The organism is Amycolatopsis sp. cmx-4-54 (assembly GCF_046548895.1).
GTDB lineage: Bacteria > Actinomycetota > Actinomycetes > Mycobacteriales > Pseudonocardiaceae > Amycolatopsis.
Map to the genome: position 1 here is coordinate 300629 of NZ_JAEBEJ010000004.1, position 26974 is coordinate 327602.

26 protein-coding genes and 1 tRNA gene are annotated in these 26974 nt (G+C 68.3%); 11 read left to right on the forward strand and 16 right to left on the reverse strand.

The window, feature by feature from the left end:
• Positions 1-21: 21 nt before the first annotated feature.
• Entirely contained in the window at positions 22-3336 is a 3315-nt protein-coding gene (locus ACLJQ7_RS15275) for a DUF5107 domain-containing protein (RefSeq protein WP_410648861.1), read from the reverse strand.
• Between the two features lie 92 nt (positions 3337-3428).
• Here ACLJQ7_RS15275 and ACLJQ7_RS15280 point away from each other — a divergent pair, with 92 nt between their 5' ends.
• Complete coding sequence (locus ACLJQ7_RS15280) at positions 3429-4295, forward strand: helix-turn-helix domain-containing protein (RefSeq protein WP_410648862.1); 867 nt, start codon at positions 3429-3431, stop codon at positions 4293-4295.
• 172 nt (positions 4296-4467) lie between these two features.
• Here the strand turns inward: ACLJQ7_RS15280 and ACLJQ7_RS15285 are convergent, their stop codons facing one another.
• The 3 genes from ACLJQ7_RS15285 to ACLJQ7_RS15295 form a co-directional block, all read right to left on the reverse strand.
• Complete coding sequence (locus ACLJQ7_RS15285) at positions 4468-5376, reverse strand: NAD(P)-dependent oxidoreductase (RefSeq protein ID WP_410648863.1); 909 nt, start codon at positions 5374-5376, stop codon at positions 4468-4470.
• A gap of 378 nt (positions 5377-5754) precedes the next feature.
• Positions 5755-5985, reverse strand: a complete 231-nt coding sequence (locus tag ACLJQ7_RS15290; RefSeq protein ID WP_410648864.1) for a hypothetical protein — start codon at positions 5983-5985, stop codon at positions 5755-5757.
• Between the two features lie 346 nt (positions 5986-6331).
• On the reverse strand, positions 6332-7147 hold the full coding sequence (locus ACLJQ7_RS15295; RefSeq protein ID WP_410648865.1) for a serine hydrolase: 816 nt from the start codon (positions 7145-7147) through the stop codon (positions 6332-6334).
• Positions 7148-7898: 751 nt separating this feature from the next.
• Here ACLJQ7_RS15295 and ACLJQ7_RS15300 point away from each other — a divergent pair.
• Complete coding sequence (locus ACLJQ7_RS15300; protein WP_410648866.1) at positions 7899-8618, forward strand: hypothetical protein; 720 nt, start codon at positions 7899-7901, stop codon at positions 8616-8618.
• Between the two features lie 190 nt (positions 8619-8808).
• On the opposite strand, the gene ACLJQ7_RS15305 is transcribed toward ACLJQ7_RS15300, so the two are convergent.
• Positions 8809-9489, reverse strand: coding sequence for an alpha/beta fold hydrolase (locus ACLJQ7_RS15305; RefSeq protein WP_410648867.1), 681 nt, complete (start codon positions 9487-9489; stop codon positions 8809-8811).
• Positions 9490-10309: 820 nt separating this feature from the next.
• A tRNA-Ile gene (locus ACLJQ7_RS15310) sits at positions 10310-10383 on the reverse strand.
• Between the two features lie 341 nt (positions 10384-10724).
• Between ACLJQ7_RS15310 and ACLJQ7_RS15315 the strand changes: the two genes are divergently transcribed.
• On the forward strand, positions 10725-10877 hold the full coding sequence (locus ACLJQ7_RS15315; protein WP_410648868.1) for a hypothetical protein: 153 nt from the start codon (positions 10725-10727) through the stop codon (positions 10875-10877).
• A gap of 139 nt (positions 10878-11016) precedes the next feature.
• Here the strand turns inward: ACLJQ7_RS15315 and ACLJQ7_RS15320 are convergent, their stop codons facing one another.
• The 6 genes from ACLJQ7_RS15320 to ACLJQ7_RS15345 are packed head-to-tail and all read right to left on the reverse strand — an operon-like array spanning position 11017 to position 15614.
• Complete coding sequence (locus ACLJQ7_RS15320; RefSeq protein WP_410648869.1) at positions 11017-11781, reverse strand: polyphosphate polymerase domain-containing protein; 765 nt, start codon at positions 11779-11781, stop codon at positions 11017-11019.
• Positions 11778-12362: a DUF4956 domain-containing protein gene (locus ACLJQ7_RS15325; protein WP_410648870.1), complete on the reverse strand. Its 585-nt coding sequence runs from the start codon at positions 12360-12362 to the stop codon at positions 11778-11780. The genes ACLJQ7_RS15320 and ACLJQ7_RS15325 overlap by 4 nt, the downstream gene beginning before the upstream one ends.
• Before the next feature lie 57 nt (positions 12363-12419).
• Positions 12420-13085: a response regulator transcription factor gene (locus ACLJQ7_RS15330; protein WP_126729373.1), complete on the reverse strand. Its 666-nt coding sequence runs from the start codon at positions 13083-13085 to the stop codon at positions 12420-12422.
• On the reverse strand, positions 13082-14473 hold the full coding sequence (locus ACLJQ7_RS15335; RefSeq protein WP_410648871.1) for a sensor histidine kinase: 1392 nt from the start codon (positions 14471-14473) through the stop codon (positions 13082-13084). The genes ACLJQ7_RS15330 and ACLJQ7_RS15335 overlap by 4 nt, the downstream gene beginning before the upstream one ends.
• Before the next feature lie 9 nt (positions 14474-14482).
• The gene (locus ACLJQ7_RS15340) at positions 14483-14743 is read right to left on the reverse strand and encodes a hypothetical protein (protein WP_410648872.1); all 261 of its coding nucleotides are present in this window, start codon (positions 14741-14743) and stop codon (positions 14483-14485) included.
• Between the two features lie 28 nt (positions 14744-14771).
• Positions 14772-15614, reverse strand: a complete 843-nt coding sequence (locus ACLJQ7_RS15345) for a hypothetical protein (protein WP_410648873.1) — start codon at positions 15612-15614, stop codon at positions 14772-14774.
• Between the two features lie 144 nt (positions 15615-15758).
• Between ACLJQ7_RS15345 and ACLJQ7_RS15350 the strand changes: the two genes are divergently transcribed.
• Positions 15759-16196, forward strand: coding sequence for a DUF5994 family protein (locus ACLJQ7_RS15350; protein ID WP_410648874.1), 438 nt, complete (start codon positions 15759-15761; stop codon positions 16194-16196).
• Positions 16197-16205: 9 nt separating this feature from the next.
• On the opposite strand, the gene ACLJQ7_RS15355 is transcribed toward ACLJQ7_RS15350, so the two are convergent.
• On the reverse strand, positions 16206-17024 hold the full coding sequence (locus ACLJQ7_RS15355; RefSeq protein WP_410648875.1) for an NAD(P)H-binding protein: 819 nt from the start codon (positions 17022-17024) through the stop codon (positions 16206-16208).
• Positions 17025-17172: 148 nt separating this feature from the next.
• Between ACLJQ7_RS15355 and ACLJQ7_RS15360 the strand changes: the two genes are divergently transcribed.
• The 6 genes from ACLJQ7_RS15360 to ACLJQ7_RS15385 all read left to right on the forward strand — a co-directional run bounded on the left by ACLJQ7_RS15360 (position 17173) and on the right by ACLJQ7_RS15385 (position 21518).
• Positions 17173-18309, forward strand: coding sequence for a CaiB/BaiF CoA transferase family protein (locus tag ACLJQ7_RS15360; protein WP_410648876.1), 1137 nt, complete (start codon positions 17173-17175; stop codon positions 18307-18309).
• 58 nt (positions 18310-18367) lie between these two features.
• Positions 18368-19546, forward strand: a complete 1179-nt coding sequence (locus ACLJQ7_RS15365; RefSeq protein ID WP_410648877.1) for an FAD-dependent monooxygenase — start codon at positions 18368-18370, stop codon at positions 19544-19546.
• Between the two features lie 140 nt (positions 19547-19686).
• On the forward strand, positions 19687-20268 hold the full coding sequence (locus ACLJQ7_RS15370; RefSeq protein WP_410648878.1) for an RNA polymerase sigma factor: 582 nt from the start codon (positions 19687-19689) through the stop codon (positions 20266-20268).
• Positions 20259-20825 carry an Asp23/Gls24 family envelope stress response protein gene (locus tag ACLJQ7_RS15375; protein ID WP_410648879.1) on the forward strand — a complete coding sequence of 189 codons (567 nt, stop codon included), beginning with the start codon at positions 20259-20261 and terminating at the stop codon, positions 20823-20825. The genes ACLJQ7_RS15370 and ACLJQ7_RS15375 overlap by 10 nt, the downstream gene beginning before the upstream one ends.
• Entirely contained in the window at positions 20815-21216 is a 402-nt protein-coding gene (locus ACLJQ7_RS15380; RefSeq protein WP_410648880.1) for an Asp23/Gls24 family envelope stress response protein, read from the forward strand. Before ACLJQ7_RS15375 ends, ACLJQ7_RS15380 begins: the two co-directional genes overlap by 11 nt.
• Positions 21213-21518, forward strand: coding sequence for a hypothetical protein (locus ACLJQ7_RS15385; RefSeq protein ID WP_410648881.1), 306 nt, complete (start codon positions 21213-21215; stop codon positions 21516-21518). Before ACLJQ7_RS15380 ends, ACLJQ7_RS15385 begins: the two co-directional genes overlap by 4 nt.
• A 59-nt stretch (positions 21519-21577) precedes the next feature.
• On the opposite strand, the gene ACLJQ7_RS15390 is transcribed toward ACLJQ7_RS15385, so the two are convergent.
• Entirely contained in the window at positions 21578-22252 is a 675-nt protein-coding gene (locus ACLJQ7_RS15390; protein ID WP_410648882.1) for a fasciclin domain-containing protein, read from the reverse strand.
• A gap of 87 nt (positions 22253-22339) precedes the next feature.
• On the reverse strand, positions 22340-23902 hold the full coding sequence (locus ACLJQ7_RS15395) for a molybdopterin-dependent oxidoreductase (protein ID WP_410648883.1): 1563 nt from the start codon (positions 23900-23902) through the stop codon (positions 22340-22342).
• A gap of 208 nt (positions 23903-24110) precedes the next feature.
• On the opposite strand from ACLJQ7_RS15395, the gene argG reads away from it, so the two are divergent.
• Complete coding sequence (gene argG, locus ACLJQ7_RS15400; protein ID WP_034321733.1) at positions 24111-25559, forward strand: argininosuccinate synthase; 1449 nt, start codon at positions 24111-24113, stop codon at positions 25557-25559.
• A gap of 90 nt (positions 25560-25649) precedes the next feature.
• Here argG and ACLJQ7_RS15405 read toward each other — a convergent pair whose 3' ends face one another.
• On the reverse strand, positions 25650-26918 hold the full coding sequence (locus ACLJQ7_RS15405) for an SON protein (protein WP_410648884.1): 1269 nt from the start codon (positions 26916-26918) through the stop codon (positions 25650-25652).
• Positions 26919-26974: the final 56 nt, after the last annotated feature.

The window sequence follows — 26974 nt, forward strand, 5'->3', positions numbered from 1 at the left end:
GGTGGCGGCGCACAGACGCCGTCACCGTGTCGGGGTCCGGATCGCTCGGACGAGGTCCAGCGCGTCGACGTGGTGCGGGTCCTCGGCCAGCAGCGCGGCCAACCGGTCACCCGCGCTTGCGTTCTGCCCGTCGAGAATGTCAAGCTGCGCCCGCAAAAACGCTACTCGGCGCCGCTGTGCGGCGGCCAGGTCCTCGGTGAACAACAACATCGACGGCAGCGAAGTCGCGAAGTAGTCCACGGTCGGCGGGCTTGCCTCCACCGTGTCGCAGAAGGCTCGCAACGCCTCGGTGAGCCGGTCGGCTTCCTCGGTGCGACCGAGCCTGCGCAGCGCGAGCACCGAAGAATAGGTCGCCTCGGAATAGGGCTGGGTACTCATCCCCACGAAGTCGCCCTGCTGCGCGGCGGCCAGCTCCCACGCCGCCCGGTCCCCCAGCACGTCACCTCGCATCAGGTGCAGCTGCGCGGTGTTCGCGAGCGGATGCCTTGACTCGCTGAGGGATTCCGGCGGCGCGAACGCGTCGTCCACTGTGGATCGCGCGCGGCACAGCCGGTCCCACACGCGCAGCACGTCGCCTTCACCGCCCTCCCACGGTTGGAAGGTGCGGCCGAGCAGCAGTTCGCGGGCCTCATCGAGCCGGTCGGCGGTGATCAGCAGGTGCGCGAGCTCAAGGGTGGCGTCGTCCCGCGTCTCGACCAGGGCACGGTTCCGCAAGAGCCAGTCCAGCCGCTGCCCGGGCGGCACGCCGCGCCTCGCACTGAGCTGGTCACGCTCGAAGATCAACCTGGCGTCGTCCCCCGCGACGGCGAGCGCGGAGTCGTAGGCCGCGCATGCCTGGTCGGCGTCACCGAGGTGGTTGAAGGCCGCGAGCCCCAGATTCCGCCACACCACGGGATCATCCGGGTCGATCGCCGCCGCGGCGTTCCAGGCCGCGCACGCGTCGTCAGGGCGTCCGTTGGCGTAGAGCCAGTGTCCGAGCAGCGCGCGAGCCCGCGCGTCCGTGTCGTCGGAGTCCGCCGCGCGCTCCAACGTCAACGCGTCGTCCAACCGCGAAGGAAAGCACCATGTCGCGTCGAGACTTTGCGCCCTCCCAACGGCTTCGCTCGCTTCGTGGGCTCTGCCCAGCCTGCGCAGCACCTCGGCTCGGTAGTACTCCAGCAACGGCCCGGCCGCTGTCTGGCCGATCGCGCGAGAACCCTCCCGCTCGCGGGCGACGTCGAGTACCCGCAGCGCCGCATCGTGCTCACCGACGCCGATGTACTCCAGCGCGATGTCAAGGCAGGTCTGCGCGTCCGTGGTGAGAGGCAGGCCGAGCAAATCGCGCGTCCACCAGTCCAGGGGATCAAGCGCATGGGTGGCTTCGGCGAGTTCTGCCGCTTGACCGTCTTTTCCGTTACGGCGCAACACGATCACCTGGAGCGCACGGGCTTGCAGGTGCTCCGGCTCGGTGCGCAGCACATCCTCGAGCCTGGCCAGCGCCTCCGTGTTCCGCCCGTCTGCGGCGTCGATGCGCGCCATGCGATAGCCCGCCGGTGCCCGCCACGCCCGCGCCCAGGAGCTGGAACCGTATACGTCGTACGCCTCTTCGGCCCGGCCGAGTCGCTCCAGCACGAGACCGAGGAAGTACAGCGCGGTCGTGTCGACCGGGTTGGGGTTCAACGTCGTCAGCCGGGAAACGGATACCCGCAAGAACTTCTCCGCCTCAGCGAAGTCACCACGCTGATACGCGAGTCCAGCGAGCCCGACATTGGCCGCGACATGCGCCGGATCGCGACGCAATGCCTCACGCCAGTACGGCTCCGGCGAGCGCGTCGCGTGCCGGTACTGATCGAGGTGCGCGCCGATCACGGCCAGCTCTTCCACGGTCGGCACGTCCTCGGGCGCGGCGGGCTCGCGTGCCGGGGTGACTTGATCGGCCGCGCTGGGGACCAGGGAATCCCACTCCACCAACAGTTCGTCACCGTGGAGGACGCGCAGCACGAGTCGATCAGCGGGCCGCGTCAGCGGGATGCTCTCCTGGAAGGGCTTGCCCGGCGCGATGTCGGCGCGCACCTCGGCGATCTCGGCCCCCGTGCCGTCAACGAGCAGCAAGCGGCATCCGGGGCGGTCAGCCGTCACTGCGACTCCGACCCGTGCGCTCGGTCCCTGGAGGTCCACTCGCACCGCGGCGCCCACGGTTGCCGCGTGCACCGGGCCGATTTCCTGAATCGGATACCAAAACTGGGAAAACACCTTCGTCTCCCCGGGCGCGAGGAAGGAGAAGTCCGGCTGGTTGTCGGTGAAGACCCCGGCCATCAACTCGACATAGGCCGAACCGTCGTCGGTCAGATTGCGGCCCCACGCGTCACCGAACTCCGAAGCGCCCCAAGTCCACTGCTTCTTCCCGACCGCGATCTGCCGATCGGCGACGTGCACGAACCCCGCCCGCGCGGCATGGTCATAGCCGCCGAAGAACGTTTCCTTGCTGCCCACGCACATGTACGAGGTCGGCACCGGGATGTTGCGATACCAGTCAAGGCGGTCCCCGCGGACCCGCACCCCACCGGCGACCGTGCCGACCTCGGCGTGCCGGGCCGGGTAGTCGACTCCGTAGTAGGCCCGATCCGCGGCGGGGAAGCCGGTCGTCGCGCGTTTGGCGTGATCGGCGACCACCCGCACGTCTCGCGGGAAGAACGACTGGTAGTTCTCATCCGCTCGCGCGGCGATATTGGTCCACCACAAGAACGTCCGGGTCCGCTCGCCGCGGTTGTACAGCCGCACCCGCAACTCCAGGACGGCGCTGTCGGGCCGCATCCGGACGCCGTGCATCCCCTTCATCCGGTCGAAGGGATCGTGGTCGGAGCACCATACGGTCACGGCGCCATCGGACTCGTGCTCGATCTCGACGTCGGTCGGCAGGAACGTGGCGGGTCGATGGTGCTGCGGCCAGTTGAACTCGACTCCGCCGGAGATCCACGGGCCGGTCAGGCCGACGAGAGCGGGCTTGATCACCGGGTTGCGGTAGAAGAAGTCGTAGTTTCTGGTGCGGTCGAAAGCGACCTGAATGCGGCCACCGAGCTCGGGTAGCACCATCAACCGCAGCCAGCGGTTCTCCAGGTGCACCGCGTCCCACTTCGCCGGGGCCTTCACCGGGCTGATCCGGTCATGGAACGGCAGTGGATACACCCGCCCGGAGGAGCCCTGATAGACGCGCCGGTCCAGGTAGGCGGGATACCGGTCGGGCGCCTCGGGAAGGTAGCTGTCGATCATCACCCCGGCCCGCCACGCCGCGACCCCGGCCTCGGCGTGCTCGGCGGGGCGGGACGGCAGGATCAGCGTCGATTCACCCTGTGACATGCGGCAACGCTATGCCCGGGCACCCGTTCGGCGGGATGGCCGAATCGACCGAGTCACCTGGACGATTCGACGGCCGGCTGTACGGTGTGCGGATGCTGATGCCCGATGGCTTCCCAGGTCAGCGGCTGCGCGTGCTGCCGCGGCCGCTGGTGGCGTCGGCCCTGCGCAGAGCACCGACCTCAGGCCTGCTCGTCACCGACGCCGGGTACTTCCCCAGCGCGGCCAACCACGGCATGCACCGCCCGCGCAGCGCACCGGAAGCCATCGTGATCGTCTGCACCGACGGGGTCGGATACTGCGAGGCCGACGGCGGAGTGAGCGTGATCAGGCCGGGAAATGCCCTGGTCCTGCCCCCATCCCGCCCGCACTTCTACTGGGCGGACTCGCGTGACCCCTGGACGATCTGGTGGCTGCACGCCGCGGGTTCCCAGGTCTCGGAGCTGCTCACGGTCGTCACGCCGGACGGCGGAGAAGCCATCATCGAGGTGCGCGACGTCTACCGGGCCGTCTCGGCGATCGACGACGCCATCGGCTTCCTCGAGCGGGACGAGACCTTCCCGCACCTTATCTCGGCCTCCGGCGCGGGCTGGACCTTACTGGCGCAGCTGGCCGCGGACGCACTGACCGAAGCCCACCAGCCCACCGAGCCGGTTCGCCAGGCGCAGGAGTACCTGCGGCACAACTTCGCGAAGCCGGTGATCGTCAAAGAGCTCGCGCGCACGGCGGGCTTGTCCCCCTCGCACTTCGCGGCCCTGTTCCGGATGGCGGCGGGCTGCGGCGTGGTCGAATACGCCAAGCGCCTGCGGATGGCCCGAGCGCGCGAGCTGCTCGTCACCACGTCCCGCGACATCTCCGAGATCGCCAGGACCATCGGCTACAATGACGCGTTCTACTTCTCGCGCACTTTCCGCAGAGAACACGGGTGCAGCCCCAGCGAGTACCGACGCGGGAAGAACTAGTCGTCGCGGGGTGCGGCCGCGACTCCCTCGGACTTTTCCGGCAACTCCCCTCGATGGGCTGGGGCACACCGCAACAGATCACCACACCGAACTGGCAGACCATGAGCGTCAACGACGCCACCCAAACCGTGCAGGGCTCCGGCTTCCCCAACGCCTACGCCCGGCAAGAGGGTCACGAGGCCGGCGTCGCCTTCTTGAAGATCTCGAACACAGCCAGATAGTTCTTTCCGCTGTAGCCCTCGGTGATCGCCCGTTCGGCGATCTCCTTCATCAGTCGCGGCTGGTCGGAGTGGACGCCTTGTTCCAGGCAGGTCCGGGTGATGTGCTCGAGCGCGTTCAGGTTCATTTCCATCGTGCCGAGGTCACCGGGGTAGTTGCCCTTGTCCAGTTCGGGCGCCTGCGCGGCCAGGGTCGAGTCCACCACTGAGGGCATGAACCAGCCCAGCGCGAGCTTGGTGAACTCGACCGCCGAGACGTTCGCCGAGCCGACCATGGCGGTGGCATGCAAGAAGCCGTTCATGGTCGCGTACATCATGTCGAGCAATGCCGCGTTGTACAGCACCGCCAGGGTCGGGTCAGAGCCGAGGTACCGTGGGTCCCCCATGCTCGACAGCACGACCCCGGCCTTGTCGAAGACGTCCCGCGAACCGCTGTACAGGAAGACGGACTCGGGGTGTCCGACGAGCGGCGGCGGCACCATGATCGCCCCGTCGAGGTACTCCGCCCCACGCTCGGTCGCCCAGTCGAGTGCCCTGCGTGCCTCCGTCGGCGTGCCGGAGTTGAGGTTCACCAGGACGCGGCCTTTCAGGGCGTCATCGGCGGACTCGAAGATCCCGTACGTGGTCTCATAGTCCTTGAGACAGATGATCGTGACAGGGCTCGCGGACACCGCATCGGCGACGGTCGCCGCGCGGCGGGCACCCCTGGTGACGAGATCCTCGGCTCGGTCTGGAGTGCGGTTCCACACCGTCAGAGGGTGCCCCTGCTTCAGAAGCGCCTCGGCGAGGGCCGCGCCCATGGGGCCGAGACCGATGACGGTGACAGGATTGCTGTGCGGGCTGGTCGGCTGCGATGTCGTCATGATCGACACGTTAAACTCTCACATCGATGTGAGAGTCAACTCGGAAACGTGTGGCGATCGGCACGTGCGTATCGGAGCTTTGTCCCAGCGGACCGGGTCAGCGTCCGGCTGTTGCGCCACTACGAGGAGCAGGGCCTGTTGACGCCACACCGCCGCCCAGCGGATATCGCGAGTACCAGGACGAGGATGTGCGCACTGTTCAGCACATCCGCACGCTGCTGGCCGCGGCGGCCACGCCGCCGTACGACAACGTTGGACCGGATGCTCTGGGAATTCTTCTGGCGTTTACTGGACCTGCGCGTGACTGCCTGATGTGATCAGATCCTGCCGCAGTGCAGCACACTGTGGCAGGACCCGAAGTCATCGTCTCACCCCTGGTCAGGCTGTTTGGTCCTCGTCGCGGCTTTCCAGGATCTCTGTGGCGCCACGCTTACTGAATGCCGCCCACAGGTTGAACCCCATGATCGCTATTCCCGCAGCTACCCAAAGCCAGATGAAGCCGTTGCCGCGCCCGATCCCGCTGAACACGCCGAACAACAGGATCGCCACTCCGAATAGCGCGCCGAATATCGCGACTGGTTTGGATGGTTTCACATTGAATGACGCCATTGAGTTCCTCCATGTTCGGTCTGTAACCGACGGCCGTCTTGTGTGCCGATGGTCATCAGCGTTCAGTGTCACTGGCCTGCGACGGGGTGCGGTTCTTGTGACTTAGCTGCAGAAACGCATTATCGACAAACGAGCCCAAGCGATAGTCGAGCGTGACCAGCCCGTTTCCATGAGACAGATCGCATCTGATACGTGGCAGAGACTCGGCCGGACGCGCAAATAGGCTTTCTGTGCATAGTGAGCAGAAAGTGTGAGGTGGTCTCTGTCGCGCGACATCCCGGCAACGTACGCCGTCGCAGTCGAGCAGCCTTCGCTCGTCAGGCGTCACCGTGGCCGATCGGACTGGTCAGTTCTTGAAGTAGCCTTTGAACAGGATTTCGCTGATTTTGGTGGTGGTCTCCTGGCCGGTCTCGTATCCATTGTGGATGACTTTGGTGTTGTTCATCAGGGCGAGGGTGTAGCGCTCGTGCGGTCCGACGAAGCCGACCGAGTTCATGATCCAGGAGCCGTCGTCGTTGTCGTCGGACCAGCCGTTCTTGTTGCCCGGCCGCCCGGCCGAGCCGGCGCCCCAGACGCCCCATTGCTGGTTGACGTCGACGGTGCGCATCTCGCGGACGATGTACTCGCGATGCTGCCTGGGTAACCGCGTCAGCACGTAGTTGATCAGGCGGTCGAGGTCGTTCGCGGTGGTGAGGATCCAGCCCCAGTGGTGCGGGTGCTGGTCGGTGAAGCGCATGTCGGTCATGCCGTAGGACGGGAATCGCTGGGCGAACTCGGCCTCGCCGCCGTAGCGGGTCCACAGGGTGTGCGCGGCGGCGTCATCGCTGGAGTTGAGCATCCGGTGCATCAAGTCCCTGTCGTCAGTGGTCAGCCGCACAGCGCCGGAGTCGTTGCGCAGCAACAGGTCGACGACCATGGCCAGCTTCGGCGTCGAGCACGCCCAGATCAGCGTGCCGGCCGCCGAACTGCGGTAGATGGCACCGGTCCACCGGTCCCGCAGGACGATCCCGGTGTCACCGGGCCTGCTGTCGGCATATGCCTGCGCGCGAGTAATACGCGTCTGGAGCTCCCGGTCGAAACCGGGCGTCGCACTGGCGGACGCGGCAGGCGTCAAGGCCAGCACAGCCAGTAATGTTGTCAGGACGATGGACAGTCTCTGCACTCGGATCCTCGATCTTCACTGGGTTCGTCGGGAACCTGCAGGCTTGCACAGCCGACTTTGCCGACACTCCACGAACTGACGGGTGACGGCGATCACGAAACTCGCAGCGGCGGCGCCGCGCCGTCGAGAGGATTGTCGCCGCACACCCGAACATTAGAGCGAGATGTGGCCAGTCCACGGCCACATCTCACAGAGGCGACGGCCAAGTTCGAGACGTCGACCGGCTAGAACTCCAGCCGCACTTCGTGATGATGGCCGGGTAGGGCCCGTGCACCGCCCGAGCCGCACTGGCCCGCAACTTCGAGGTCGCCGTGCCCAGAGACGCGGTGTCAACCGACGGCCCCACCTTGCACGAGGGCGCGCTCAACTCCCCGCGCGTCCTCTATAACCGAGGTTGCCCCGTGTCGGGAGCTCCTCGCACCCGATGCGTTCTGGGACCGTGCGTTCACCAGATTCGCGTCACGCACCATGTTGCGCAGTGGCTCCAGATCGGCGAGTGGTCCTTCGGGATCGAAGGTGACCAGGGGATGCGCGTACTGGTGGATCCACCGCGACGGTGTGTCGGTCCTCGATATCGTCATAGGACCAGTCTCATACCTGCACTTTGGTGGAGGTCCAGTCAAAACGTCGCCAGTGGGACAGGTCTCATCGTCGGCCACGAGAAGCGCTGTTCGCTCATCGGCATGACAAGACGTTGGCAGGATGCGGACAGCAGCACCGGAACCGCGTGCCGGAGGGCTAACCTGCGCTCGTGGAGCGACAGGGGCAGCAGCAGTGGTTTCCCGATTTCCCGTCCCAGCCCGGTTACCCGGCACCTTCGCCGAAACGGCGTCGCACGGGGATGATCGCCGGGATCACCGTCGGCGTGCTGGTGGTGATCGCCGGTCTGGTGGCCGGGCTGCTGGTGTTCCTGAACAGCAAGGACGACAGCGCTGCCTCATCCTGGCCCATCAGCGAGAGCAGCACCTCCCGAACCCCGCCGGCGCCCGGCTGGAAAACGCTGGAGCTCGGGCTGGGCGTGTTCGTCGAGGTGCCACCCACCTGGCAGCCGGTCGATGGAACCTACATCCCGGACGTTCGAACCCGAGGCGCGCGGTACAAACCGGGCTACTGCGCAGCGAATCCGAAAGCCATCCTCGGCCAGCTGTACCTCGACCGGGCGCGTATCACCGATCCGATGGCGGCCGCGGCGGACGCGTTGATGTATCGGGGAACGCGGGCTTTCCGCAGCGGCGGTCAGGTGTCTTCCGGCCCCGTCGGACGCCGCCCGGACGGCGGGGCGCAGGTGCAGGGCACGGTCACCCCGCACGGCAGGGACGACTGCGACCCGCCGTCGACCACCTACCGGGTGGTCGCCTTGCCCACCGCGCAGGGGACACTGCTGGTCGTGGTGTGGGGTGACCTGCAGATGCCGGACTCACCTGCCGAAGACGACCTCACCAGGATCGCGGACAGCGCGCGCCTCGGGTGACCGGGCTCCGCCTTTCCCTTGAAAAGAACGACTCAAAACGCTCACGCACATCCCGATGACCATCCACAAGAGACACGAGGCAGGGAACCACCCAACGCGCGCTTCGCGGCAGAAGAGGACGTTCGGCCCTTGGGACCGCATCCCGCGTGTGGTCTGCACCGAGGTTGCGGCACCTACGCGAAGGGGCCGGTTACAGGTCGGCGATGAGCTTCAGGACGAGTTCTGCAGCACTGTGCATGACGTTGTGTGTGGTGTTCCAGGCATGCACAGTGAACTGTTGGTCGGCGCGCGCTTTCGCCGTCACCGCCGCGAGTGGGGATTTGCCAGGCCACGCTGTTGCTTCGACATAGTGCTTGATGGGTACGCGGCGCCACGACCCCGTGAGTTTTGAGGCTTGCATCAGTGTGGCCAGCGGGTGCGGGCGTGCACGCTTATCGAAAAACGGCAAGGGGTCAACGAAAACTCCGGTACGGGCCGACCCGTCGACGTACCAGGCATGTTCCTCGTCGTTGGTCATCGACCAGCTGGAATCCCCGTTCTCGGGGATCAGCGCGTCCAAATAGACCAGTGCTCGGATTCGGTCGCATTCGGCGTCCGCGACACCGCTGATGATGCTTCCGCCGTAGCTATGGCCGACGAGGACTGCATCACGCTTGCCGTCCGCCTCCGCCGGAACTGCCCGCAGTGCCTGGATGGCCTGGTGCACATGGTCGTCCAGAGTGATCACCTGTTGTGGCGGGTCCGCGTCCGGATCCAGGCCCAAGGGGGTAAGCGCGATGACGGTGTGCCCGGCCTCCTTGAGAGCGGGGACTATGGGGTCGTACCACCAGCCGCCGTGCCAGGCGCCGGGTACAAGCAGATAAGTGGTCACGGGTGGATTTCCTTCCGGTGCGGGCCGATAGTCAAGATCGGCATCCTCGCAGACGACACCGACAAGATGCGCGGAGTCGGCCGGTTGCCGTGCTCCGATCGACCACGGTTTGCCGCTTGCACATCGGCATGAGCGGACGCTGTCGACGACGGCCTGCCCAGGCAGACTGAACATGGCGAGCACTGGCCCGTCGACTGCGCAAGAAGCCAGGTATCGAGTCCAGGACAAAGGCAATCACCCACGACTGTCACTGGCAGTCCGACTCTCACACCGATTTTCCTGGAGCAGTCCTGGAGCACACCGTCGGTTACAACAGCGCCCAACTGCACCGGACCCCATCGAACTGAGCACCACTGCTCCAGCCGACCAGCGGGTTCTCGATAACCGCAGGTCAGCGCCCTGCTCGAACTGGCAGTGAGGGGTCATCGATGCTGTTCTCGCAGTTCAGCAGGCTTCCCCCTTGAGTGACTCCGCTAGGTGCTTCGCGCCGCTGAAGCCGACTATCCGAGAGCAGCACGTGAGCGCTGCCGCAGCCACGATCTTCAGCGCGCCTCGCGCACCCGCCGGAAACCAGACGTCCAGTCGGGCCCGCCCGGACGCCGGTATCGACCTATAAGCGGCACATCAGGGTGAACACTGGAACTACTGAAGTCCTCACCGCAGCGGTTGTGACGAGGAGCAGAAAGGCTGCAACTCCACCAACCGGCTCGGCAGGGCACTTCTACTTTCAGCACACCGGAGCAAACGGAGCCCAGCCGCGATTAACGCCGAGGCGAAATTGCCGCCGAAGGACCAACATCCCGCAGCGACGTTGACGTAGTGGGCCGGGTCGGGCTCGAACCGACGGCCAAGGGATTATGAGTCCCCTGCTCTAACCAACTGAGCTACCGGCCCCAACGGTGCCCTGACACCTCCGCGGGAGCCGTCCCAGCCCGAACAGCCGGTTTGCTAACGCACAGAAGTCCCAGTTCGCTCCAAGTTATCACAGCGCTCACCTGCCACGATCGCCCAGGCCGCGTCCGATGAGCTTCGTGATCCAGGGGTCCCTCGTACTCGGCCGCATCCGTCCGTGCCGCCAGGGACCGCCTGGGCGCGAAGACCGCGAACATGACCTGCCGGACGCGGCCTAGGCCGATCAGTTGGTTTCCAGCGCCAGGCAGGGCCGACTCGTCTAGGTTGCAGGGACCAGCGCCGGGCGGCACGCCGCCCGGGCCCCATCGGGCAGGGAGGCGCTCGTGGCGAATCCGGTCGCCATCGGGCTCGGTGTGGTGGCCGTCCTCGGCGCCGTGGTGTTACTGAGGGCGAGCATCCGGGCACTGCGGCGAGCCGGTCTCCGTGTCGACGCGATCCTCGCCGACGAACTGGACGACCGGCCGCCGCCGCGGTAGGTCGGTCCTTTTTGGACGATCAGGCGCCCGGCGGAAACAACCTCGACGTGGTCGGTTCGCCATAGGCCGCGAAGCTGAGCCAGATGCCCCCCACCGACCCTCGGCGTGGCCTGGCCGAAAATCGGCCGTGCCGCGATCGTTACGCCACGCCGAGCCGCCGCAGCGCCGGTCGCCACCGGTTCCCACCGGTGGCCAGCCCCAGCGCCACCAATCCGGCACAGTATTTGCTCACCGACTGCTCCCGGATCCGCAGTTTCGCCAGCGCTTCGGTGACGCTGTTGCGCTCGGACGCCGACTTCACCTCCAACAGCACCAGATCGCCCCCGGCGGCGAGGTTCCGCGAACCCGAACGCCAGACCAGCGAGGTGTCGCAGGTGATCCGCGCGTCGGCGGCGACGAAGGTGGTCCGCCGGTAGTCGGTGACCAGCGCGGGAGTCAGCGGCCGAGGTGCCGGGCGGCCGTAAGCGGCGGTGAGGGCGTCGTCGAGGAACATCAGCGCGGGCGCGGTCAGGCCGTGCGCCGCCTCGGCCGGGTGCGGACGGCGGACCTTGACCGTCTCGTCGCGCCGCCCACTGACCTTGAGCTCGCAGTAGGTGTCGGCCGAGTCGGTGTAGGTCCGGGTGCGGATCTTGAACCGGCGCCGCCGATCCTGCCGGTGCGCCCGGTAGATCGTGAGATCCGGGGTGTCGAAGTACGTCGACGAGTAGCCAAACACGCGTTGCCCGTCGATTTCCAGGCAGCGCAGCGAAAGAACCTCGGCGACGGCCAGGAAGTCGTTGAGCGGCAGGACGTACTTGCGGTCCGTCCGGCTCATCAGCCCGCTCGTGGCGACGACTTCGGCCAGCGACAGCGAGGGAAGCCCTTTCGCCACCGCCGCGACGGTGGCCGTTCCGCGCCCGCTCACCGGTGCCCCGCCGGGGCGCCGTGGACGACGGCGGCGGCGTCCGGACGGAATCGGACGTCGACGACGGTCACCTCGCGGACATAGTCCACTTCGGACACACTGTGCCGCACGACCGTTCCGCCGAGCCGCGTCCGCAGTTCCATCAGCATCGTCTGCTCGTCGGGATACACGGTGTCGAGCACGACCGTGCGCCGCTGCGGGCCGCGCGTGCGCGACGGGTGGTCCGCGATGTACATGACGACGAGCAGCAGGACGTTGAAGACCGCGACGATCCGCCAGTCCGCGGACGGCAGCCCGTTCACCAGCCCCAGCACCAGCGCGACGAAGTAATACGCGACCTCCTGCTGGCTGATCGAATCGGACCGCAGCCGGATGATCGACAGTACACCGAACAGGCCGAGCCCGAGCGCGCTCGCGGTCGACACGGAAAGCAGCACGGCGACCGAAACGCAGACGCCGACGTTCAGCGCGAGATAGGCGCAGGCGAGGTCACCACGATGGTGACGGCGGGCGTAGATGCCGTACGCGAGGATGACGGCGGCGACGAGGTCGACGGCGAGATGAAGCAGTGTCGTGGTCATGAAAACCACTGTGGCGGAAGAAGAAGAGACCGCCGTGAGAGCCGGATGAGAACCGTCTCATCCGGACTCACCGAGCCGATAGCCCATACCCCGCACGGTTTCGATCCGCTCGGCGCCGATCTTCCCGCGCAGGTAACGGATGTAGACGTCCACCACATTCGATCCGGGGTCGAAGTCGAAACCCCAGACCCCGCCGAGCAACTGCTCACGCGACAGCACCTGGCCACGATTCCGCAGCAACGTCTCCAGCAGCGCGAACTCGCGGGCGGTGAGGTCCTTCTCCTCCCCCGCCACCGAAACCTTCCGCGTGCGCAGGTCGAGCGACAACTCCCCGGCGCGCAGCACCGCCGGTTCGGCTTCGGGGTTTCCCCGTAGCCGCAAGCGGATCCGGGCCAGAAGTTCTTCGAAGGCGAACGGTTTGGCCAGATAATCGTCGGCGCCACCGGACAACCCGGCGACGCGGTCGACGACGCTGTCCCGCGCGGTCAGGATGATCACCGGCACCGTCCGGCCCGCCGCCCGCAGGGCGCGCAGCAGATCCGAGCCGTCGAGGTCCGGGAGACCGAGGTCGAGGACGACCAGGTCGTGCGCGCCGGTCAGCGCCTCGGTCAGCCCTTCGGAGCCGGTCTTGACCCACCGGGTCGCGAAACCCTGCGCCCGCAAACCCTTCTCCACGAACGCGCCGATCCGGGCGGAATCCTCCACCACCAGCACACTGGTCACCGGTCCGCACCTTCCGCGACGGGGATCTCCATGGTGAACCGCGCGCCTTCGCCGGGCACGGTGTCGAGCAGGACCCGGCCTCCGTGCGCCTCGGCGATCGCGGCGACGATCGCCAGGCCCAGGCCGGCGCCGTCGTCGCCGTTCGAGTTGCTGCCGCGTTTGAACCGTTCGAAGATCCGGCTTCTCGAATCCGGCGGGACCCCCTCGCCGGTGTCGCGGACCCAGAGCCGCGCCGTCGTCGCGGTCACCTCGGAGCCGAGGGCGATCTCCTGGCCGGGCGAGGTGTGCCGGACGGCGTTGGAGACCAGTTGCAGCAACGCCTGCGCGAGCCGCTGGCCGTCCGCGCGGACCTTCACCTCGGCGACCGCGTCGAGCCGCCAGACGCGGTCGGCCAGCGGGCGGGATTTGGCGAGCGTCTCGACGGTGAGGTCGGCGAGGTCGGTCTCACCGGGGGTGAGGAAATCGGGATTGCCGGACTTCGCGAGGATCAGCAGGTCGTCCACGATCCGTTGCATACGCCCGAGTTCGTCGAGGACCAGATGCCGTGTGGCGGCGTTCTCGTCGGGATCTTCACCCATCAGCTCGATATGGCCGCGGACGATGGTGATCGGCGTGCGCAGTTCGTGCCCGGCGTCGTCGATGAACTCGCGCTGCCCGGCGAAGGCGCTTTCGAGCCGGTCCAGCATCGTGTTGAAGGTGCGCCCGAGCGCGGCGACGTCGTCCGAGCCGCGGACCTCGATCCGGCGCGAAAGATCGGTCTCGCCGATCTGCTCGGCGGCCAGCCGGACCTCCCGCACCGGGGCGAGGATGCGGCCGGCGACCAGCCAGCCGATCAGCCCGGCCAGCACGAGCGCGGCCCCGGACATCGCGGCCATCACGCCGACGACGTCGTTGATCTCGCCGGCGGCGTGGTCGACGAACTCGACGATCACCAGCGCACCGCGGCCCGGTGAACCTTCGGTGGTCACCGGGACGACGCCGTACCGCGCGGAGCCGACCGCGGTGGTGACCGTGCCGTACGCCGGGCTCGTCGCCCGGGACAGTTCCGCGACGAACTTCGGGTCGGTGTCGAGCCGGACCGGCGGCTCGATCGCGCTCCGTCTCGACGCGACGCCGTCGCTGATCGAGAAGAACGTCTCGTACTTCTCGGGCAGGTTCCGTTCCAGGTGACGGCCGAGGACCGCCTCGACGGTGGTGGGCCGGCCGGCCGGCCGGGCGTCGGGCGAGGCCAGGAAGGCCCTGAGCTTGCCGGTCTCGTGCGCGATCTCGTTGTCGAGGCGCTGGTCGAGCTGGTTGTGCAGGACGGTGCGGGTGGCCAGCAGCGATCCGGCGAGCGCGAGCAGCACGACCAGCAGGACCCACGCGAGGATCCGGGCGCGGGCGCTCATCGGCCCGGCTCAGTCGTCGAGGTCGAAGTGGTCATCGGCGTCATCAGGGTCATCATCGAGGTCGTCGTCGTGTCCGGCCAGCCGGGGCGGGACGACGGCGGGCGGGGCGCCCGCTTCACCCGGCCCGGTGACGGCCTGCCCCGCCGGGGCGACGACCGCTGGGCCGAGGTCGGGCGGCGAGGCGGCGGTGGCCGCGATGACGGCGAACGTTCCGGTGGCCGCCACCACGACGGCGGCGACCCCGGCCAGGACGATCATTCGGACTCGCATACCACCCAGGCTGCCCGGCGCGGGTGAGTCACCGATGAGGGCTCGATGAGAACTTTCTCATCCGCGGGCTCACCGGTGCGCGTGCGGATACTCCGGCGAGCGGTGCTGGAAGGCCAGGATGTCGGGATTCCGGATCGTGCCTTCGCTGATCTCGATCGCCCGGTCGAGGGTCGGGTCGGCGGCCCACGCGGAGCGCCCCGCCAGCACCTGCTCCAAGGTCGTGGTCGAGATGCACGATGTTCGCCGAGTGGATCGGCGAACCGACCGCGGTGACGCCGCGATGGGTGAGGACGTGCACGTCGTGGATCCCGTGCGCGTTCAACGCCGTCACCGAACCACGCGCTGTGGCACCGAAGCCGATCACGACCGCGCGGAGACGACGGCCGTAGTCGCCCGTCGAGCCGATCAGCTGGAGCGCGTGCAGCACCGAGCAATAGCCGGCCAATTCGTTGTTCTTGTGGAAGACGTGCAGGCCGAAAGAACCGTCGCCGCGCCAATGGTTCATCGCTTCGAAGGCGATGAGGGTCAGCTTGCGGTCAATGGCCAGCTGGGTGAGCTTGTCGTCCTGGACGCAGTGCGGCCAGCCCCACAGGATCTGCCCCGGCCGTAAATCGGCCAGGTCGCCGGCGAGCGGTTTGGCCAAGAGGATGACATCGCGGTCCGCGATCAGTTGTTCCCGGGAACACAGGCCCCCGACCAGGGGCGCGAGTTCTTCGTCCGGGATGCCGAAGCGTTCGCCGTAGCCGTTTTCGAGAAAGATCCGTTCACGGATACCGGGGTCGATCCGCTCGAGATGGCGCGGGTGGATCGGAAGCCGCCACTCGTTTTCTTTTCGCGAGTGACAAATCACGCCGAGAGTGAGTTGGTCCACTTGGGCCCCTTAAATAGACCTTCAGTCTAAACGCAGGGGCCAGGCGTAGACGCAAGGTGTCCGAGAGCATCTCGTGCGCAGGCGTTCGAGCCCGCGTCGTCCTCGGCCCCCATCCGGCCACTCGGCCCGGGACGGAGCACCGCCATGACGACGGTCTCACACAGGAACACCCTCGACCACCCGAAACACGTCGCCCGCCTGCGCCTGAAGCCCAAGGCGCACGCGACCGGTCAGGTCGACGGCGCCTGGTGGCCCGCCTCCCGTGACCTCGCCGCCGAACTGCCTTTCCTGCTGGTGGTACTGGCCGTCCAACTGGAGCGCGTCGAGCGGGTGACCTACCACCTCACGACCTGGCCGTCCGCTCCCCGGCTGCTCGTCGTCGAGTGCGGGAAGGTCCGGCTCGAAGGGTTCCGCTCGCAACACCCCGACACCGTGACGGTGATCGGCACCGCGGGCAGGCGGCGGCTGACCTTGCTGGTCGTCCCCCCGGAGACCGAACCGGACCTCGCGCACCGCCTGCTGATGACCGCGGCGCACCGGGACAGTGTCGACGACATCGAGACGCTGCTCACCGGCAAATGACGGCGAGCGTCATTTGAACGCCACCGCGTTCCGTGCCGCCCATTCGGCGAAGGTGCGCCCCGGTCGTCCGAGCACCTTCTCGACGTCGGGGCTCACCCGCTGCTCTTCCGCCGTCGGCCTGCCGAGGATCGCGAGCGTGGCCTCCACGACCACCGGCGGCATGAACTCCGACATCGCGGCACGGGCCTCGTCTTCGCTCAGTTCGGCGAACCGCAGCGGTTCGCCGAGCGCGTCGCCGAGATCCGCCGCCTGCCGCCGGGGCGAGATCGGCTCGGGTCCGGTGAGCACGTAGGTCCGGCCGTGGTGGCCGGGTTCGGCCAGCACGGCCGCCGCGACGTCGGCGATGTCCGCCGGGTCGATGACGGGCAACGCGACGTCGCCGAACGGCGCGGCGACGACCCGATCGGCCCGGATCGCCGGTGCCCACTGGAAAGCGTTCGACGCGAAGCCTCCCGGCTGCAGCACCGTCCACTTCGGACTCGTCGCCTTGAGCGCCTCCTCGAACGCGGGCGCGTGCCGTCCGGTCGCGACCCCCTGGGAGGACAGGAGCACGATCTCGGCTTCACCGGCCGCCGCGACGACCTCCGCGACGTCTCCGCCCGCCGCCAGGAATTCCCCTGACGTGAGAAGGAAAACCCGGTCGGCTCCGGCGAAGACCTCCTTCAGCCCTTCGGTACGGGCGAGATCGGCACGCACGGTCCGCACAACCTCCGGCACGTCCGACAGCGAGATCCGGCGCGCCACCGCCGTCACTTCTTCTCCCGCGGCGACAAGGTTTTCCACCAGCAGCCGTCCTACGTTCCCGGTCGCTCCGGTCACCACGATCATGGTCACTCCTCGGTTCGCGTTTCGTTGACGCGGCCGAAGCTACCTTCCTGGTGATAGTAGGTACCTAGAGGAAAGTAATGGGGAACCGGCCCTTTCGTGAGCGCGATCACAACTTCGAAGACACGAACGGCCGCTTAGGGTCGGGCACATGCCCGAAACCGCACTCGGCCCGCTGCGCGTCCTCGACTTTTCGCGGGTGCTCGCCGGCCCGTTCGCCACCATGCTGCTGGCCGATCTCGGCGCGACGGTGATCAAGGTCGAGCGGCCGGGCACCGGCGACGACACCCGCAGCTGGGGACCGCCCTACGACGCCACTGGTCAGGCGACGTACTTCCAGTCGGTGAACCGGAACAAGACGAGCGTGGCACTGGACCTCGGCGATCCGGACGACCTCGCCAAGGCCCGCGCGCTCGCGCTGGAGGCCGACGTCGTGGTCGAGAACTTCCGGCCAGGCGTGATGGAGCGGCTCGGGCTTGGCCCGGAGGTCCTGCTGGCGGCGAATCCCGGCCTCGTCCTTTGCTCTGTCACGGGTTTCGGCTCCGGCGGCGGCGCCGCGCTGCCCGGTTACGACCTGCTCATCCAGGCCGTCGGCGGGTTGATGAGCATCACCGGCGACCCCGCGGGCGAGCCGCAGAAGGTCGGCGTCGCGCTCGTCGACGTCCTGGCGGGGCTGTTCGCGAGTGTCGGCATCCTCGCCGCGCTGCGCCATCGCGACCGGACCGGGCAGGGGCAGCGGGTCGAGATCGACCTCCTGTCCAGCCTGCTCGCGGCGTTGGTCAACCAGGGCAGCGCCTACACCTCCGGCGGGACGGTCCCGGCGCGGATGGGCAACCGGCATCCCAGCATCGCGCCCTACGAACTCGTCCCCTGCGCCGATCACGAACTCGCGCTCGCCGTCGGCAACGACCGGCAGTTCGCGGCGTTGTGCGAGGTCATCGGGCTGCCGGGCGACACGCGGTTCGCGACCAATCCGGCGCGGGTCGAGCATCGGGCCGAACTCCGCGCGCTGCTCGAAGAGCACCTCGGCAGGCGTCCGGCGGCCGAGTGGGCGGCGGAACTGAGCGCGGCCGGAGTTCCCGCCGGGGAGGTCAACGACGTCGCGGGCGCGTTCGCGCTGGCCGAACGGCTCGGCCTGAGCCCGACGGTGGATCTCCCGCGGCCCGACGGCACCTCGGTGCGGCTGACCCGCAACCCGATCGGGTTGTCGGCGACACCTGCGCGCTACGAGACCGCGCCTCCGGATGACCCCGGGCAGCTCACCCTTCCCTTGCCCGGCTGGAGCTGACGGAAAGCCGTCAGCGGACTGTCAGCGCTTCGTCAACACCGGCCGCGAAGCTCCGGCCATGACGAACAGGACAGCCCTCATCTCCGGCGCGAGCATCGCCGGGCCCGCCCTCGCCTTCTGGCTCTCCCGCCAGGGTTACGCGGTCACCGTCGTCGAACGGTCGCCGGATCTTCGCACCGGCGGCCAGGCGGTCGACTTCAAGGGCGCCACCCACCGCACCGTGCTGGAGCGGATGGGCATCCTCGACGAGGTCCACCGGCACCAGACCGGCGGGCACGACCAGACCATCATCGACGCCACGGAGCGGCCGCTGGCCGTCATGCCCGGCGAGTTCACCGGCGGCGATGTCGAGATCCGGCGCGGTGATCTGGCCCGGATCCTCTACGAGCGGACCGAGCGGGACTGCGAGTACGTGTTCGGCGATTCCATCGCTTCGCTGACCCAAACGGCCGACGGCGTCGACGTCACCTTCGAGCGCGGTGCGCCGAGGCGATTCGACCTCGTCTTCGGCGCGGACGGGATCCACTCCACCGTGCGACGGCTGGCGTTCGGCCCGGAAGCCGACTACGTGAAACACCTCGGCCACTACTACGCCCTGGTCGAGACCGGAGAGGCCGACGACTTCCGTGGCGCCGGCGGCACCTCGGTCATGTACAACGAGCCCGGTCGCCTCGCCGCCACCGGCGGGCCCAAGGCGGCCGCGTTCTTCGTGTTCGCCTCTCCCGAGATCAGCTACGACCGGTACGACACCGCGCGGCAGAAGGAGATCCTGACCGCCGCGTTCGCCGACGGTGGCTGGCGGCTGCCCGAGCTGATGGAGGCCGTGCGCCGTTCGGACGACGTCTACCTGGACTCGATCAGCCGGGTCACGATGGACGGCTACTCCACCGGCCGCGTCGCGCTCCTCGGCGACGCGGCGTACGGCAACACCCTGGCCGGCTTCGGCACCGGGCTCGCCGTCGTGGCCGCGTATGTCATCGCGGGCGAACTCGCCGCGGCGAACGGCGACCACGAACGGGCCTTCCGCCGGTACGACGAGAAGCTCCGCGAGTACGCCAAGGTGACCCGCAGCGCCAACGCCGGCCCGTACCTCGCGCCGCCGACGAAGCTGCGGATCAAGCTGCGCAACCAGATGTTCCGGCGGACGTCGATCCTGCGCTGGATGCTGTGGATGACCGACCGGTTCGCGACCGACCTCACCCTCGACGACTACCCCGCGCTCGCCCGGCTGGGCTGACCACGCGGCTTCGGCGTGCGCGGCCCTCGGTGCCGTGGTCGGCTGGACGAAGTTTCCCGCGTGACGTTTCCGGGGAAGCCGTGTCTTACTTGGTGACGTGAAGGGAGCTTCGGCATGACAGCGCTGCACAGGTGCGCTCGATGACGGCTTCGGCGAGAACCGAACCGCTCGCGCCCGGCGAAACGGTGCTGGACGACGCGACGCTGGTGGCACGCGCCCGCGACGGCGAGATCCGCGCGTACGAGCAGCTCGTCCTGCGGTTCCAGGGTCCGATGTACCGGCTGGCGCTGCGGATGCTCGGGAACAAAGGGGACGCCGAGGACGTCGTCCAGGAGGTGTTCCTTGTCTCCTGGCGACGGCTCGACCAGTTGCAGGAGGACGCGGCGTTCGTCGGCTGGCTCTACCGGATGACGACCAACCGGTGCCTCAACGTGATCCGCGCCAGGAAACCGGTGGCCGACGTCGAGCTGGACCAGCGGGAGGCCGCGGGTTCGGTGGGGCGGCCGGATCGCGCGGCGGAGACGAGCGCGCAGATGACGGCGCTGACCGGGGCGTTGGACCAGCTGACCGCCGAGCAACGGGCCTGCTGGCTGTTGCGCGAGGTCCACGGGCGCTCCTACGAGGAGATCGCGAAGGCGATCGGGGCGACCACCACCGCGGTGCGCGGACGCATCGCGCGAGCACGAGCACAGTTGGCGGAGGTGATGGCGCCATGGCGATGAACCACGCGACCCAGGACTACCTGCTGCCGTGCGGCCGTGATGTGGAACAGATCTGGGACCGGCTCGACGAGGTCGACGCCGGCCGGGCGGACACGCACGAACTCGACTGCCCGCACTGCCGGGCGACCCGCGAAAGCCTCCGGGTGCTGCGCGGGCTGACCAGGGAACTGGCCGAAGACGACGTCGAGCCGTCGCCGGATCTCACCAGCCGGATCATGTCCGCGATCCGCGCCGAGGTGCGGCGCCGCGACCTGCTGCCGCTGTCGAGCCCGGAACCGGGCGAAGTGCAGGTGAGCGATCAGGCGGTCGCGGCGGTGCTGCGGTTCGCCGCGGACTCCGTGGACGGTGTCCGCGCGCGGCGTTGCCGGGTCCACCGGTCGGGGGAAGACCCCGACGCGCTGGCCGTGGACGTGGAGTTGAGCCTGGCGATCGCGCATGATTTCGACGGTGACTCGCTGGACGTGATCCGCGAGCGGGTCACAGCCGCGGCCGGAGCCAGAGTGGGTCTCCGCTTGGCCCGGCTCGATCTGGTGGTGGAGGACATCTATGACGCGTGAGCAGGCCCCGGCCAGACCACTGGTCGAGACGGTGATCTCTCCTCCGGTGATCGCGGCCGTCGCCGCGCACGCCGCGGCCCGGGTCCCCGGCGTGGTCCGCCTGGAACCCGGGTTGCGGGGGCTGGCAGGTTCGCTGACCCGGATCGCGCGGCAGCGCATCAAGGGCCTCGAACCGGCGTCGACGGAAGGGGTCCGCGCGTTCGTCGAGCCTGATCCGCCGGACGTCCGGGTGGAGATCGACCTCTCCCTGTCCGGCCTGGACCAGGCCGCGGCGACAGCGCAGGCGGTGCAGCGTGCCGTCGGCAAGGCGGTCACCGAGGCGACCGGGCTCACCCCGTCGGCCGTCTCGGTGTCCATTTTGGACATCGAAATCCGTGGAGGACTGTTGTGACCGCACGTGCCGAACTGACCGCGTCGCTGCTGAGCACGCTCCGCGAGGTGCCGGGGCTGCGCGCGGCCACCCCGTCCACCACGGCCGCCGCCTCGGCGGTGCCGTGGGACCTCGACGTGATGGCCGTCGACATCTCCGAAAACGTCGTCGAGATCCGCGTCGTCGCACTGAAGGTGCCGATCCCCCCGCTCACGGAGACCGCCGGGGCCGCCCTGCGCGCGGTGCTCACCGGAACCCCGTGGGAGAACGCGAGCCTGCGGATCGTCGTGACCGACGTGGACGCCGCCGCGCTCGTTCCCTGACACGAAAATCGCGGTGGCCACGCCCGAAAGCGTGGCCACCGCGATCATGGTGTGAGGACCTAGTTCTTGTTGGTGCCCGGCGTCAGCACCTTGTCGATGACGAAGACGGTGGCGTTCTTGGTGGGGATATTGCCGCACAGGACCTTCGCGCCGTTGACGGTCATGTTCTCGCCCGATCCTTCGATCTTGAGCGGGCCGCCGGCGGTGTTGAGGCTTTCGAGGGTCTTGGCGGACTCGATGCCCTTGGCGTCGTAGCGTTTGCCGACGACGTGGTACTGCAGGATCGGGGCGAGCTGGTCGGGCTTGCCTGCCAGCTCGGTGAACTTGGCGTCACCGAGAGCCTGGAAGGCCGGGTCGGCCGGGGCGAACACGGTGATGGCCTGCTGGGAGTTGAGGGTGTCGACCAGGTTGGTGGCCTTGACCGCGGCGACCAGCTTGGTCAGCAGCGGGTTGGTCGAGGCCGCGCTGGCGACCGGCTGCGGGCCCATCGAGTCCAGCGAACCCGGCTCGCTGCCCTGCGGCAACTGCGAGCACGCGGGGCCGAACACGTCGGCGTTGGTGGTGACCCCGTCACCCGAGGCGGCGCTGGACATCGGGGCCGACATCGACGACGAAGGGGCCGGAGCCGGGGCGCTGGTGTTACCGGACGAGGCGTTGTCACTACCACTGCACGCGGTCAGGGCCAGCGCGGCGACCGCGGTGAAACCGATTCCTGCGACACGAAGCTTACTCACGAAAAATCACTCCATTTGTTTTCGGACTCTTGCCGGGTATTCGGACCTGCTGCGAGAACGGATTGCCACTCTTTCGGGTGACACCGATCACCGTGCGGTGAAACTGATGACATGCCAGCCCGTCGCACCGTCCGGAACGGTTCCCGCCCGGGCGTCGGTCTGGGTGTAGCCGGATTTGTCGACAGCCCGGACGGTGACCTGATGACTTCCGGCCGGGACGTCGAATTCGGTCCACCACATCCGCCAGGTGTTGCCGCTCACCTCACGGGAAAGCGTTGCGGGCTGCCAGCTCCCGTTCGCGCCGAACCGGACTTCGACCCGCTCGACACCGGTGGGCTGTGCCCACGCCACGCCCGAGATCCGGACCTTGCCCGCGGGCACCGTTTCGAATCCTTTCGGACTGTCGATCCTGGACTGCGTTTTGATCGGGGCCTGTTCGCCCCAGCCGCGGTCGAGCCAGTACGCGCGACGCGCTTTCCAGGTCGTGATCTCCAGGTCTCGAACCCATTTCGTCGCCGAAACATAGCCGTAGAGACCCGGGATGACCATTCGGGCGGGAAAACCGTGTTCGACCGGGAGCGGTTCGCCGTTCATCCCGATCGCCAGCATCGCGCCCCGCCCCGGGTCGAGCGCGGCCACGACCGGGCTGCCCGCCGTCCAGCCGTCGACACTGGTGGAGAAGATCTGCTCCGCGCCGGGCAGGACTTCGGCCTCCCGCAGCAGATCCCCGAGGTCGACGCCGATGAAGTTCGCCGTGGACACATAGGTCCCGCCGACCTCGTTGGACACGCAGGTCATGGTGATGGTGCGCTCGATCAGCGGCCGGTTGCGGATGTCGTCGTAGCTGAACCGTTTTTCGTTGCGCACCATGCCGTGCAGCCGGAGGCTCCAGTCCTCGGCGCGGACCTGCGGCACCGACAGCGCGGTGTCGACGCGGTAGAAGTCACGATTCGAGGTGAGGAACGTCGGCGTGCCCAGCTTGGCGAAATCCGCGTCGGCCGGGATCGTCGGCGCCGGCTCGGCGGGAACGAGCCGTCCGACGGCCACCCGGGAAGACTCCGCGTCTCGAGTACCGGCGAGCAGCTGCCCTCCGGCGCCCGCCGCACCCGCGGCGACGACGGCACCGGCTCCGGCCAGCAGCACCGACCTGCGGGAGGGGGCGGCACCGGAAGTCTCTTCCTCGGCCCGCGACCTGGCCGAAGCCAGGCGATGCAACCAGAGGAAGACGCCGACCCCGGCGAGCAGGCTGGCCAGCGGCGCGAGCAGCGCGACCGTCGAGAGGTCGGGACGCTGCGACACGGCGAGCCCGCCCAGCAGACCGAAGGCCGCGATCAGCACGACCCCCGGAACGGGTGACCGGCGCGAGACGATCCCCGCCGCCGCGGCGGCGAGCACCAGCACGACGGCCATCCCGCCGAGCAGCACGAGCTTGTCGTAGACACCGAACGTCCGGACCGCGAAGTCCTTCAGCTCCACCGGCGTCAGATCGATCGCCCCGTTGCCGACCGCGAGGTACGGCGAGGCGTTGACGCTGATGAACCCGGCCACGAGATGACCGGCCGCCAGTGCCGAGGCGAGGGCCAAGACACCGATCAGCGCCGCCCCGAAGAGAGGGAGGCGTGGTTCCCGGTCGACCCGCGAAGTCTTCATGCCAGGTATTCGGCGCGGCCGGCTTCGCGGACTGGTTTTCCTTTTGCCGCAAGGGAAATCCCGATTTCACACAGGGCACTCGCCAGGTATTCGTGGCGGATCCCCGCCTGGACTGGTCACAAAGAGGACACAGCCCCCGCCACCCACCCGAGTTGCCCTCCTCACCCCGGCTTGCATGGTCATACACACCTATGCATATACTTCCATCATGTCCAAGGTACTCACCTCTCTGCCTGTCGGCGAACGCGTCGGGATCGCCTTCTCCGGCGGCCTCGACACCTCGGTAGCGGTCGCGTGGATGCGCGAGAAGGGTGCGGTGCCGTGCACCTACACCGCTGACATCGGCCAGTACGACGAGCCCGACATCGCGTCGGTCCCCGGCCGGGCGAAGGCCTACGGCGCCGAGATCGCGCGCGCCGTCGACTGCAAGGCCGCGCTGGTCGAGGAAGGGCTCGCGGCGCTGGCCTGCGGCGCCTTCCACATCCGCAACGGCGGCCGCACCTACTTCAACACGACCCCGCTCGGCCGCGCGGTCACCGGCACGCTGCTGGTGCGCGCGATGCTCGAGGACGACGTCCAGATCTGGGGCGACGGGTCCACCTTCAAGGGCAACGACATCGAGCGGTTCTACCGTTACGGGCTGCTCGCGAACCCGTCCCTGCGGATCTACAAGCCGTGGCTGGACGCCGCGTTCGTCAGCGAACTCGGCGGCCGCAAGGAGATGTCCGAGTGGCTGCAGGCACACGGCCTGCCGTACCGGGACAGCACCGAGAAGGCCTACTCCACCGACGCGAACATCTGGGGCGCGACGCACGAGGCCAAGTCGCTGGAGCACCTCGACACCGGTATCGAGATCGTGAACCCGATCATGGGCGTCCGGTTCTGGGACCCCGAGGTCGAGATCGCGCCCGAGGACGTCACGATCGGCTTCGAACAGGGCCGGCCGGTGACGATCAACGGCAAGGAGTTCGCCACCGCGGTCGACCTGGTCCTGGAGGCCAACGCCATCGGCGGGCGGCACGGGCTCGGCATGTCCGACCAGATCGAGAACCGGATCATCGAGGCCAAGAGCCGCGGTATCTACGAGGCGCCGGGCATGGCGCTGCTGCACGCGGCGTACGAGCGGCTCGTCAACGCGATCCACAACGAGGACACCCTCGCCAGCTACCACAACGAAGGCCGTCGTCTCGGCAGGCTCATGTACGAAGGCCGCTGGCTGGACCCGCAGGCGATGATGCTGCGCGAATCGCTGCAGCGGTGGGTCGGCGCGGCCGTCACCGGCGAGGTCACCCTGCGGCTGCGGCGCGGCGAGGACTACTCGATCCTCGACACCACCGGCCCGTTCTTCAGCTACCACCCGGACAAGCTGTCCATGGAGCGCACCGAGGACTCGGCGTTCGGCCCGGTGGACCGGATCGGCCAGCTCACCATGCGGAACCTCGACATCGCCGACTCGCGCGCCAAGCTCGAGCAGTACGCCGGGCTCGGCATGGTCGGCGGCGGGCACCCGACGCTGATCGGCGCCGCGCAGGCCGCGTCGACCGGCCTGATCGGGGCCATGGACGCGGGCGGCGCGCAGGCGATCGCCTCGCGCGGCAAGGCCTCGGGCGAGGACGAACTGCTCGACCACGCCGCGATCGAATCCGGCACGGACTGAATCGAACACTGTCTGACCCGAACAAACGGGACGCGAAAGCGCCGGGCGCGCGGCATCGAAGCCGTTCGCCCGGCGCTGTTCTCTATCCGGTCAGCCGCCGATCTTCGACCGGCGCTCCGCCAGTTCGCCGACCAAACGCGTGATCTCGACCTGCCCGATCGCTTCGGCCAGCACGGAAACCGACGCGATGCTCTCGATGCGGTACTGGACCGGGACCCCGCCCGAAGCACTCGACTGCGCTTCCGCATCCGCCTTCTTCTCCGCTTCGACGGACGAGAAGACACTTCCCGCCTGGCCGTTGACGCAGCTGATCGAGGCCGAACCGTTGAGCGGCAAGGTCGCCGTGCTCCGGCAAGTGCCTGCCGAGCGGCCGCCGATGGTGACGTTCGCGGTCATCGTGGCGTTGACCTGGCCGGTGACCTTCCCGCCGCTGCTCGCCGAGGCGGAGTTGGACACGTTCGCGGTCACCGTGCAGCCCGAGGCACCGCACTCGACGGTGGCCGCGCCGTCCATGTCGAACCGCACGCTGGTGTCCACGGCGCCGGACAGCTTCTTGGTGTTCGCCATCAGGTCGTCGTAGACGGCGAGGGTCTCGTCCGGCGTCAAAGCGTCCACATCGGACTCGCCGAGGCCGGCCCCGGACGGCATCGGCGGCTGTGACTCCGCGCCGGGCATGGACGGTATCCCGCCGGGCAACTTCACGGAGTAGCGGAGAAGGCGGTGCGGTGCCTCCTTCGAGACGTACAGGTCACCCGCCGGCGTGCTCGCCTTGAGCGCCGGAACGTCGCGGACGGTCTCGTTCTGGTCCCCGGGGATCTCCTCCGCCCGCTCCAGCGCCTCGCGCAGGCGGGCGGCGAGCTTCTCCGGGGACTCGAACTGTTGCAGGGCCGGGCCGAACAACGCCTCCTCGCCGGTGATCCACCGGTCCTTGAGGTCCTCGGCCTCGGACGAGTCCCCTCGCGCCCCGGGCAGCATGCCGTCGGGCGCCTTGAAATAGACCTTGCCGCCGACGACCAGGATCTCCATCTTCTTGCCCTGGAAGGACATCGTGCCGGACACCTCTCCGGAGGCGGTGGTCTTGACGTCCGTCTTGATCATCCCGCCGACCGCGGAGGTGCTGTTCCGGACGGCGGGCGCCGAGGACAGCCCGGCGAGCGCCTGCTCGAAGGGTCCGCGGTCCCCCTTCGACGGCCACAGCAGCCAGGTCGTCAGACCGGCGAGGAGCACCAGCACCAGTCCGGCGATCCCGCCGAACAGCAGCCACCGGGGTTTCCGGGCGGGCGGCCCCGGTACCGGTTGCGGGACCCAGCCCTGCGGCGGCGGCCACTGCGCGCCTCCGGGTGGGAATGATTGCTCCACGTCGCCCTCCATCACTGTTTTCACCGGACGACCTCACGCTAGGGAGGAATGATGAA